The following is a 10,658-nucleotide window of genomic DNA, read 5'->3' on the forward strand; positions in this document are numbered from 1 at the left end:
TTCTTTCAGCTTCATTCAATGCACTTACTTTATCTTTTAAAGTTTTTGCTCTCATTTCATATAATTCACGTTGAGTATCATCATTACTCATTCTAATAAGTTCGTCCTTAGCCTGTCTGATTTCATCTACACTCATTTCAATAAACCTTACATTAATTAATATTTATCTTCAAGTTAGGCACAGCATTTAATGACATATCGTCAATTTTACCATTTATAAAATTATGGTATCCAGCACAGCCTATCATAGCCGCATTATCTGTACATAATTCTATTCTTGGGTATTTGATTTCTATATCGTATTCCTTCGCCATGTCTGTGATTTTTTCTCTAAGTGCTGAGTTCGCTGCAACTCCACCTGATAGAGCTATTATTTTGTAGCCCTTTTCGTTGGCAGCTTTTACAGCTTTTGTAGCTAGGACTTCTACTACAGCTTCTTGGAAAGATGCTGCGACGTCTTCTACTACGATTTCTTGTTTTTTCATTTTTTGGCTGTTTAGGTAGTTTAATACTGCTGATTTTAGTCCGCTGAAGCTGAAGTCGTATGAATCGTCTAAGTAAGCTCTCGGGAATTCTATCGCGTGTTTGTTTCCTTGTTTTGCCAATTTATCTATGATTGGGCCTCCCGGATATCCAAGTCCCATCGCTCTAGAGATTTTATCGAAAGCCTCACCTGAAGCATCGTCTCTAGTTCTTCCTAAGATTTCGTAAGTTTGGTAATCCTTAACCTCTACTAAGTGAGTATGTCCACCTGAAACTACTAGAGTTATAAATGGTGGTTTTAAATCCTTGTGTTCTATGTAATTTGCGTTTATGTGACCTTGCATGTGGTTTACTCCAACTAGTGGAATTCCTAGAGTAAATGCAAGAGCCTTTGCATAAGATAATCCTACTAAAAGCGCACCAACTAGCCCTGGACCGTAAGTCACAGCTATGTGGTCGATTTGTTCTGGTTTGATTCCTGCTGTATCTAGAGCTTCTTGGTAAACTGCATCGATGTTTTCTATATGTTTTCTAGATGCTACCTCTGGAACTACACCGCCGAACTTTTTATGTAATTCTATTTGAGTTGAAACTATATTTGCAAGCACTTCTCTACCGTTTTTTAGTATAGCAACTGCTGTCTCGTCACAACTACTTTCTATAGATAATGTTATAATATCCTTCATTTTTTCACCGCCTCGTTATTAAAATTCCTTCAATTGATTCCACATAATTATGGCATCCTCTTTATTATCGTTGTAATATTCTTTTCTTATTCCTGCCATTTTAAATCCGTATTTTCTATATAAATTTTGTGCCACTAAATTTGATTTTCTAACCTCTAATGTCATTGAATATATGTTTTCCTTCTTGCATAATTCGACCATTTCGTGCACTAATCTATCTCCTATTCTCTGACCTCTATAATCACTGTGAACTGCCACGTTTGTTATATGCCCCTCATCTACTATAAGCCAAATCCCAATATATCCGACAATTTTACCATTTAAATCTGCTACAAGATATCTCGCTAAATTGTTTTTTAGCTCATCCATTAGAGATTTTTTAGACCAAGGATCGGCAAAACAGTCTACCTCTACCTTGTGAACCTCGTCTATGTCTGTTTTTCTCATAGGTCTTATGATTAAATTGTTCATGTTTAAATCTGTCGCCATACTTAAAATATGGTGTATGTCTGGGTTGTTTCCTAAGTCCATGTTTTCCATTTTATTTGTCATTTTGTTGCAACCTCTTTTGTTTTTCTTCGTATTGTTCTTCGGCTTGTGATTTTCTTATGTATAGAGGGTTTATATTGTAGCAATTGTAGATGTTCTTTCCTTCATCAAACTTAGCTTTTGCAACTGAACATAAGCTACTTGCCTTAGTTACGTTGTTTGATGCTGCAGGAATTTCTATGTTTGCAATTTCTTTGATTTTATCTTCGTATTTATAAACTGCTTCACCTACTAATATCCATTCTTCACTTGATTGTGCTAATTCTTCAAGTAGGTCATCTATTGGCTCGATTCCTATTTCCTTTATTTCAGTTAATTTTGTACCAACGTATTTGTATCTACCTGTGTAAACTTGATTTCTTTGCGCATCTAGTATTGAGCAAATTTTCTTGTCGCAAAGGTTCATGTTTCCAGCAAGTATCTCAAGCGAATTAACACCAATCACTGGTATATCATTAACATGAGCAATAGCCTTAGCAGTCGCCATACCTATTCTAAGCCCAGTAAATGATCCCGGCCCCTCGCAAATCGCCACTGCATCCATCTCTCTTATGCTCAAATCACTTAAACTCAGCATATTTTCTATCATAGGCATAAGCTTTTGTGAATGAGTCTTTTTAGTATTGATTGTATATTCACAAATTAATTTATTGTCCTCTATAACAGCCACACTCGCAGCCATAGAAGATGTATCTATTCCCAAAATCTTCATTATTTAGTCAACTCCTCAACTATTTTTTCATATTCTTCTCCATAAGGGATTAATGTCATTTCCCTTCCCATATCCTTGTACTTCAATTCTATTTTTAAATATTCATCTGGTAGTATGTCCTCAATTATGTTCGCCCATTCAATTATGCATATACCTTCTCCGTTTATGTACTCGTCGAATCCTATGTCGTACATCTCATCGCTGCATCCGATTCTATATACGTCGAAATGGTATAGTGGTATCTTGCCTTCGTATTCGTTTACTATCGTGAACGTTGGGCTTGTGATGTAGTCGTCTACCTCTAGTGCTTCGGCTAGACTTTGAGTCATGGTAGTCTTGCCTGCGCCTAGGTCTCCAATTAGGCATACTATGCTACCTGGCTTTAGAAGTTTGCCTAGCTTGAAGCCTATCTCTCTCGTGTCTTTTTCTTCGTTTAAATATATTTTCTTTATCATTATTTTCATCTCCGTATCTAATTTCATATTGAAATATGAATCAGATATTATTATATTATAGTTTGTTATAAATTTATAGGCTTACAGATAAAATTTAATAAGTAATTTTTTAGACAATAAAAATAAGAGAAGGATTTGTTCCCTCTCTTATTTCATTTAATACATATTATTCATTTTCCGGTCTTGGTAGTTATTTTTTTATTAGCTTACAAATTCTTCGTCGTCTTCTTCATTTTCCCCAATTAACTCAGCGTACTCAGCCTCCCCATAATAAGCCTTCAAGTACATTTCTTTTATTTCATCAAATAAAGGATATCTAGGATTTGCGCCTGTGCATTGATCGTCAAACGCATCCTCAACCATTTGATCTAAATTAGCTAAAAATTCTCTTTCATCTATACCAAATTCTTTTATAGTTTCAGGTATTCCTACAGCCTTCTTTAGATCTCTTATCTTTTGTTGTAGTGCTTCGAATTTTTCTTCGTCAGTTTTACCTTTGCATCCCACAAATTCAGCAAGCTCAGCATATCTAGCTATCATGTTTGGATATTCGTATTGTGGGAAAGTACCCATTTTTCTTGGAGCTGTACTAGCGTTAAATTCTAGCACTAGGTTTATTAATAATGCATTAGCCACACCGTGTGGTATGTGGTGGTAAGCACCTAGTTTATGCGCTAATGAGTGGCAAACTCCTAAGAAAGCATTAGCAAACGCCATACCTGCCATTGTTGAAGCATGAGCCATTTTTTCTCTAGCCTTAGGGTCATTTGCTCCATTTTCATATGCTCTTGGTAAATATTCAAATATTGATTTTGTAGCTTGCATAGCTAATCCATCAGTGAATTCTGTTTGCAGCATCGCAGCATATGCCTCTAAGCTGTGAGTTAAAGCATCTATACCAGAAGCAGCAGTCAATCCCTTAGGTTGATTCATCATCATGTCCGCATCTACTATAGCCATAGTTGGCATTAATTCGTAGTCTGCAAGTGGATATTTTTGTCCAGTTTCATCATCTGTGATAACTGCGAATGGAGTTACCTCAGAGCCTGTTCCTGAAGAAGTAGGTATAGCTACGAATTTAGCCTTGTTGCCCATTTTAGGGAATTGGTAAACTCTCTTTCTTATATCCATGAATCTCATCGCTAAATCTAAGAAGTCGCATTCTGGATGTTCGTACATTACCCACATGATTTTAGCTGCGTCCATAGGTGAACCTCCACCTATTGCTATTATTACATCTGGCTCAAATGCTCTTAATTGATCAGCTCCTTTTTGAGCTATTTTTAACGTTGGATCAGGTGCAACCTCTGAGAAAGTAGCATGTTGAATTCCCATAGCGTCTAATTGGTCAGTTACTGGTTTTGTATATCCATTTTCGTATAGGAATGAGTCAGTTACTATAAACGCTTTTTTGAAATCGTAGTATTCTGGTCCTAATTCTTTTATCGCAACACCTAAGCAGCCTTTTTTGATATAAGTTTTAACAGGAGTTCTAAACCAAAGCATGTTTTCCCTTCTTTCTGCAACTGTTTTTACGTTTAATAATTGGAATGGTCCAACTTGACCTGAGAATGAGTTATTTCCCCAAGATCCACAGCCTAATGTTAGTGATGGCTCTAGCTTGAAGTTGTAAACATCTCCTATTCCACCGAATGCAGATGGAGTGTTAACTAGTATACGACAAGCCTTCATTTTATTTTGGAATTTATCTAATTTTTCTCTGTTATTAACTACATCTATATATATTCCAGCAGTGTGTCCTATTCCACCACCTTGTACTAATTGGTCAGCTTTTTGTACTGCATCATCAAAATCCTTTGATTTGTACATTGATAATACTGGGAATAGTTTTTCGTGAGATAATGGCTCACTTATGTCAGTAGATGTAGCTTCACCTATTATTAATTTAGTATCAGCTGGAACTTCGAATCCCGCTTCTCTAGCTACTTCTACAGCTGGTCTACCAACTAATTTAGCATTCATTGTTCCGTTTGGTCCAAGAACTACTTTTTTAAGCTTAGTTAATTCATTGCCTTTAGCTATATATGCGTTTCTTGCAACGAATTCTTTTTGAACTTCATTGTATATAGAAGCATCTACTATAACAGCTTGTTCAGATGCACATATTGTTCCGTTGTCAAAAGTTTTAGAATGTATCACAGATGATACTGCAACCTTTATATCACAAGATTTATCTAAAATTATTGGAACGTTCCCAGATCCAACACCTAGTGCAGGCTTTCCTGAAGAATAAGCAGCCTTAACCATTCCTGGCCCACCAGTTGCTAGTATTGTATCTGCTTGTTTCATTATTTCTGCTGATAATTCTATAGATGGTTCGTCTATCCATCCGATTATATTTTCAGGTGCCCCAGCCTTAACTGCTGCATCTAGACAAAGCTTAACTGCTGCTATTGTAGATTTTTTCGCTCTTGGATGAGGAGAAAAAACTATAGCATTTCTAGTTTTTAAAGCTATTAAGCATTTAAATATCGCAGTTGAAGTTGGATTTGTAGTAGGAATTATCCCCGCTAAAACACCTAGAGGCTCAGCTATCTTAGTTATACCAAAAGCGTCGTCCTTATCTATAACTCCACAAGTTTTAGCATCCTTGTATTTGTTGTATATATATTCTGAAGCAAAATGGTTTTTTATAACCTTATCCTCTGCAACTCCTATACCAGTTTCTTCTGCAGCCATTTTTGCAAGAGGTATTCTCGCTTGATTTGCTGCCATTGCCACTTGGAAGAATATCTCGTCAACTTGATCTTGAGTATATGTAGCGTATTCTTGTTGAGCTGCTCTTACTTCAGCCATTTTCTGTTGTAATGTGTTGATGTCTTTTACTATCATGTCTTATACTCTCCTTTATATAAAAATTTTTATTATCCCCTAATTGTTAAAAAAATAACACTTGTTTTATGTTGTTAATTATATAACAATATATACACCTTTGCAAGTACTTTTTTTCAAAAAAATAGAAAATTTTTCAGATCCATTTTTTATCCAAATTATACCATTTTCGTTCAAAATTCAGTATTTTACTATATATTATGCAAAATAGATATTTTCATTGAGCTTTATAAAGTATTTTATAATATTAAAATATTAGTTATTTTTTTAACATTAAATATTCAAAAAAACCTGTCCCAAATTTATGAGACAGGTATTATTTCTTTTATCATCTATTTAACTGCTAATATTTTTTCAACTTTCTTATATAATGGTAAAATTACCACTGTCATGATTGCACCTTTTACTATGTTAAATGGTACTACAAGCCAAATCATGAAACTGAATAAATCAGTTACTCTAGGATTTAATACAGTTCCCATTTGAATTATAACTTCCATTGGAACCATAACCTTTGCGTATAATGGGAATACTATAAAGTAATCTACTACAGCTCCTACGATTGCCATTGCTATTGTTCCTAATACTGCACCTATTAATACGTTTTTGTAGCTTTTAACCTTTTTACAGAATAAGCATATCATAAGTACATATGGCCCTGCTATAAGTATATTTGCAAATTCACCAACTCCACCAGTTGTACTTCCTGTTATCGCTTGCAATAAATTCTTAACTACAACTATTACAAAACCTGCAACAGGTCCCATTGATATACCACCGAATACTGCAACTACATCAGATAAATCGATTTTTAAAAATGGTGGGAATATTGGTAGCGGTATTTCGAAAAATCTTAATAAATAAGCTATTGCTGATAAAATCCCTATTTGCGCTATTACTCTTGTAGACATTTTTGTTTGTTTAACTTTAACACTTTGTTGCATAAATATAACCTCCAATAAAATAAATTATTATAGGCTAAATAAAAAAACTCGAGAGAACCTTCTTCTTCGAGTTTTATGAGCAATCATAATAAATAAATTTTTTAAATTTACAACTCTCTTCTCTCATCCAGACTCTACTGTCGGCTTTGGAATTACACCAAATCAGCTATCGTAAAAACAATAGTTCGCGGGCTATACCGCCGGTAGGGAATTTCACCCTGCCCCGAAGATTTTCTAGTTATTTTATTTTCCTATTACACTTATAATGATAGTTAATACATGTCTGTATGTCAACTATATTAATAAATTTATATTGTTTATTATTTTTTTATATCGTTATTTATCTTTTATAGACAACGTTTCCATCTATTATTGTGTATAAAACATTGCTTTGAATTTCAAGGGGATTTCCATCCCAAATAACTATATCGGCATCCTTTCCAACCTCTATAGATCCAACTCTGTCGTCTATTCCTAGAACCTTAGCTGGATTTATAGTTATAGCCTCTAGTGCTTTTTCTTGTTTCATACCGTATTTAACCGCTAATCCTGCACATATAGGCAGATATTGTAGCGGTATTACTGGATGGTCTGTCATAAGGCAGATATCCTTGCCTGCATTTGATAAAATTCCAGCTGTTTCAAAGGTCAAGTTTCTAAGCTCTATCTTAGATCTTTCTGATAACGATGGTCCTACTATTAGAGGATAATTTTCTTCTAATAATTCATCTACTATTAAATGTCCCTCTGTGCAGTGGTCTAATGTAAGCTTTAAGTCGAATTCTTTGGCAATTCTTATAGCGGTAAACATGTCATCAGCTCTGTGCGCATGTGCTTTTAGAGGAATTTCTTTTTTTAGAACAGGTATAAGTGCCTCTAATTTTATATCGTATTCTGGCTTATCCACTTCCTCATCTTCCTCTGAATCTTTTAAATCATGTAAATATTCCTCTGCCTTTTTTAAATTTTCTCTAAGTAATGCCGCTATTGCCATTCTAGTTTGTGGAGTGTCGTCGTTACCTCCATAGCATGATTTAGGATTTTCTCCAAAGGCTATCTTTGATGCAACAGGATTTTTTATTACCATCTTATCTATTCTCTTCCCAAAAGTTTTTATAGCTATAGCTTGTCCCCCCATTACATTCGCACTGCCTGGAGTCGTACATACTGAAGTTACTCCTCCTTGATATGCCTCCTTGAAGGTTCTGTCCATTGGGTTTATTCCGTCTATTACATTTAGTTGGGGTGTGATTGGATCTGTCTCTTCATTTCCATCTGCACCCTCCATTCCCATGCCGTCCTCCCAAAGACCTAGGTGAGTGTGGGCATCTATAAATCCTGGGAATATAAATTTACCTTCTGCGTCTATAACTTCTAAAGCTTCTGTGACTTCATTAGCTTCAATCTCAGAAATCAAAGGCTCTACATCCTCTTTTATCGCTATTATTTTTTTGCCTTTAATTAATATATTTGATTTTTTTATTCCTTCAGTGATTGTATTTATTGTTCCATTTTTTATTACTAACACATTTTCCTCCAATTTTTTAGAATACTTTTTCGTATGCTACTCTTTTGTCTCCATCTTCTGGTCCACCTTCTAGATAAATTACACCGCAGTATTTAAATCCGCTGTTTTCCATTGCTTTTTGCATAGAAAGATTTTCTTCGTGTGTATCGATTTTTATGCTGTGCATTCCTCTTTCTAAGCTCATTTGTTGCACACATTTTACCATTTCGCCCATTACACCTGAACCTTTTTGTGAATTAGCTACTGCGATTCTGTGGATTGAAGAGTATTCTCCTTCTGTTATCCATTTACCTTCTTGTATTTTGTTGTAGGCACTTTCTTCTTCAAATGATATAGCTGTTGTAGCTATTACTTCCCCGTCTTTAACCATTACATATCCTATGCCTTTTTCTATATCGTCGTATATAAGCTCTTCATTTGGATATCCCTTTTGCCATTGGTCGATTCCTTGTCCTTTAAGGTAATCCTTAGCTTGGTTTATTATTTCCATTACTTTTGGTACATCTGCTTTTACTGTTTTTCTAAATTCCATTTTCTCTCCCCCTTATCTACTGTATATAATTAAAGTTTCATAGATAGAGAAACTCTACCTTTATCTAAATCTACACTTATAACCTTGACATCTACTATATCTCCAACAGAAACTATTTGCATAGGATCCTTTACGAATTTGTTGCTCATTTGTGATTTGTGAACAAGCCCGTCGTTTTTGATTCCGATGTCTACGAAGGCTCCGAAATCGACTACGTTTCTTACAGTTCCTTTTAAAATCATACCTTCCTTGATGTCCTCGATTTTTAATACATCTGTTCTTAAAATAGGCTTCATACCTTCATCCCTAGGGTCGCGTCCTGGCTTTTTGATTTCTTGGATTATATCCTTTAGAGTAGGTTCTCCTACTTCTAGTTTTTTGCTTATTTGTTTTAATCCGATTTTTTTAACTCTGTCGTCTATATCAGATATATTTCTATTTTCGATATCCTTCATAGTGTAGCCTAGCATTTCTATCATTTGCTTGCATACATCGTAGCTTTCTGGATGGACTCCTGTGTTGTCTAGAGGATTTTTGCCCCCTGCAATTCTCATAAATCCTGCACATTGTACGAACGCACTTGGTCCTAGTCTTTTTACTTTTTTAAGCTGAGCTCTAGATGTGAAATCGCCGTTTTCCTCTCTATATGTAACTATATTTTTTGCAACTGATTTACTTATACCTGATACGTGTTCAAGTAATGAGTATGAGGCTGTATTTAAATCAACTCCGACACTGTTAACTGAGTCCTCTACAACTCCATCTAAAACCTCTGTAAGTCTCTTTTTATTTAAATCGTGTTGATATTGACCTACACCTATATTTTGAGGTTCGATTTTTACAAGCTCTGCAAGTGGGTCTTGAAGTCTTCTACCTATTGAAATCGCACCTCTTATAGATACATTGATATCTGGATGCTCTTCTGCTGCTAGCTCTGATGCTGAGTATATAGAGGCACCTGCTTCACTTACTATTACGTATTGAGTCGGAAGATTTTGCTCTTTGATTAAGTCAGCTATCATTTTTTCTGATTCTCTAGATGCAGTACCATTTCCGATTGCTATTACGTCTATGCTGTATTTTTTCACAAGGTCTGTAACTTTCTTTTTGGCTGATTCCATTTCTGCTCGTGATTCATGTGGGTATACTATTACTTGGTCTAGGAATTTTCCGTTTTTATCTACAACAGCTATCTTGCATCCATTTCTGTACCCTGGGTCAAATCCCATCACGACTTTTCCCTTTAGAGGTGGTTGTAGTAATAGATTTTTTATGTTTTCTCCAAATACACTTATCGCTCTTTCTTGGGCATTTTCAGTTAAATACGCTCTTATCTCCCTTTCTATTGATGGGAATATAAGTCTCTTATATGAATCTTCTATAGCTGCAATTATTTCAGATTCATTCTTTGAGTTATTTTTATTTATGTATTTGTTTTGTATATAATTTAATACTTTATCGTTGTCTATTTCTAATTTAACCTTTAAGAAGTTGTCCTTTTCTCCTCTGTTTATAGCCAACACTCTATGTGAGGCAAGTGTTTTAACTGGCTCGCTGTAGTCGTAGTACATGTCGTATACTGATTTTTCGTCTTTTGCATTTTGAGTGTAAATTACACCATGGTCTATAGATAATTTCCTTATGTATTTTCTTATATCTGCATCATCAGAAATTACTTCGGCAATTATATCTAAGGCACCCTTTATAGCATCCTGTATTGTTTCTACACCTTTTTCAGCGTCTATATATTTATATACTTCAGTATTTATATCAGGTATATTTTTTTCTAAAATAGAATTAGCTAGGGGTTCTAATCCCTTTTCTTTAGCTATAGTCGCTCTAGTTCTCTTTTTTTGTTTGTAAGGAGCATATATATCTTCTACTTCTTGAAGAGTTTTCGCCTTTGCTATTGCCTT

General features: G+C 34.9%; 9 protein-coding genes and 1 riboswitch. All 9 genes read right to left on the reverse strand.

Features of this window, described 5'->3' with window-relative positions:
* Nucleotides 1–152: 152 nt before the first annotated feature.
* On the reverse strand, nucleotides 153–1,169 hold the full coding sequence (gene tsaD / locus MR593_RS10210; RefSeq protein ID WP_290692528.1) for a tRNA (adenosine(37)-N6)-threonylcarbamoyltransferase complex transferase subunit TsaD: 1,017 nt from the start codon (nucleotides 1,167–1,169) through the stop codon (nucleotides 153–155).
* A gap of 18 nt (nucleotides 1,170–1,187) precedes the next feature.
* Complete coding sequence (rimI, locus tag MR593_RS10215) at nucleotides 1,188–1,640, reverse strand: ribosomal protein S18-alanine N-acetyltransferase (RefSeq protein WP_290692541.1); 453 nt, start codon at nucleotides 1,638–1,640, stop codon at nucleotides 1,188–1,190.
* Nucleotides 1,641–1,710: 70 nt separating this feature from the next.
* A complete protein-coding gene (gene tsaB / locus MR593_RS10220; protein ID WP_290692530.1) occupies nucleotides 1,711–2,430 on the reverse strand; it encodes a tRNA (adenosine(37)-N6)-threonylcarbamoyltransferase complex dimerization subunit type 1 TsaB in 720 nt (239 codons plus the stop codon).
* On the reverse strand, nucleotides 2,430–2,882 hold the full coding sequence (gene tsaE, locus MR593_RS10225; protein WP_290692543.1) for a tRNA (adenosine(37)-N6)-threonylcarbamoyltransferase complex ATPase subunit type 1 TsaE: 453 nt from the start codon (nucleotides 2,880–2,882) through the stop codon (nucleotides 2,430–2,432). Before tsaE ends, tsaB begins: the two co-directional genes overlap by 1 nt.
* A gap of 204 nt (nucleotides 2,883–3,086) precedes the next feature.
* The gene (gene adhE / locus MR593_RS10230) at nucleotides 3,087–5,738 is read right to left on the reverse strand and encodes a bifunctional acetaldehyde-CoA/alcohol dehydrogenase (RefSeq protein ID WP_290692532.1); all 2,652 of its coding nucleotides are present in this window, start codon (nucleotides 5,736–5,738) and stop codon (nucleotides 3,087–3,089) included.
* A gap of 332 nt (nucleotides 5,739–6,070) precedes the next feature.
* Nucleotides 6,071–6,682, reverse strand: a complete 612-nt coding sequence (locus MR593_RS10235) for an ECF transporter S component (protein ID WP_290692534.1) — start codon at nucleotides 6,680–6,682, stop codon at nucleotides 6,071–6,073.
* Between the two features lie 111 nt (nucleotides 6,683–6,793).
* Nucleotides 6,794–6,917, reverse strand: a riboswitch (FMN riboswitch).
* Nucleotides 6,918–7,022: 105 nt separating this feature from the next.
* Nucleotides 7,023–8,210 carry an amidohydrolase gene (locus MR593_RS10240; RefSeq protein WP_290692536.1) on the reverse strand — a complete coding sequence of 396 codons (1,188 nt, stop codon included), beginning with the start codon at nucleotides 8,208–8,210 and terminating at the stop codon, nucleotides 7,023–7,025.
* A gap of 16 nt (nucleotides 8,211–8,226) precedes the next feature.
* The gene (locus tag MR593_RS10245; protein WP_290692538.1) at nucleotides 8,227–8,742 is read right to left on the reverse strand and encodes a GNAT family N-acetyltransferase; all 516 of its coding nucleotides are present in this window, start codon (nucleotides 8,740–8,742) and stop codon (nucleotides 8,227–8,229) included.
* Nucleotides 8,743–8,771: 29 nt separating this feature from the next.
* Nucleotides 8,772–10,658 (reverse strand): Tex family protein (locus MR593_RS10250; protein WP_290692539.1); only part of this gene is annotated, 1,887 nt, incomplete at its 5' end.

The sequence above is a fragment of the Intestinibacter sp. genome (genome assembly GCF_022780145.1).
In the GTDB taxonomy this organism is placed as follows: Bacteria; Bacillota; Clostridia; order Peptostreptococcales; family Peptostreptococcaceae; genus Intestinibacter.

Bases quoted from the DNA above. Each gene is read 5' to 3' on its own strand.
- tsaD (WP_290692528.1), bottom strand. From the start codon at position 1,169: ATGAAGGATATTATAACATTATCTATAGAAAGTAGTTGTGACGAGACA.
- rimI (WP_290692541.1), bottom strand. From the start codon at position 1,640: ATGAACAATTTAATCATAAGACCTATGAGAAAAACAGACATAGACGAG.
- tsaB (WP_290692530.1), bottom strand. From the start codon at position 2,430: ATGAAGATTTTGGGAATAGATACATCTTCTATGGCTGCGAGTGTGGCT.
- adhE (WP_290692532.1), bottom strand. From the start codon at position 5,738: ATGATAGTAAAAGACATCAACACATTACAACAGAAAATGGCTGAAGTA.
- MR593_RS10235 (WP_290692534.1), bottom strand. From the start codon at position 6,682: ATGCAACAAAGTGTTAAAGTTAAACAAACAAAAATGTCTACAAGAGTA.
- MR593_RS10245 (WP_290692538.1), bottom strand. From the start codon at position 8,742: ATGGAATTTAGAAAAACAGTAAAAGCAGATGTACCAAAAGTAATGGAA.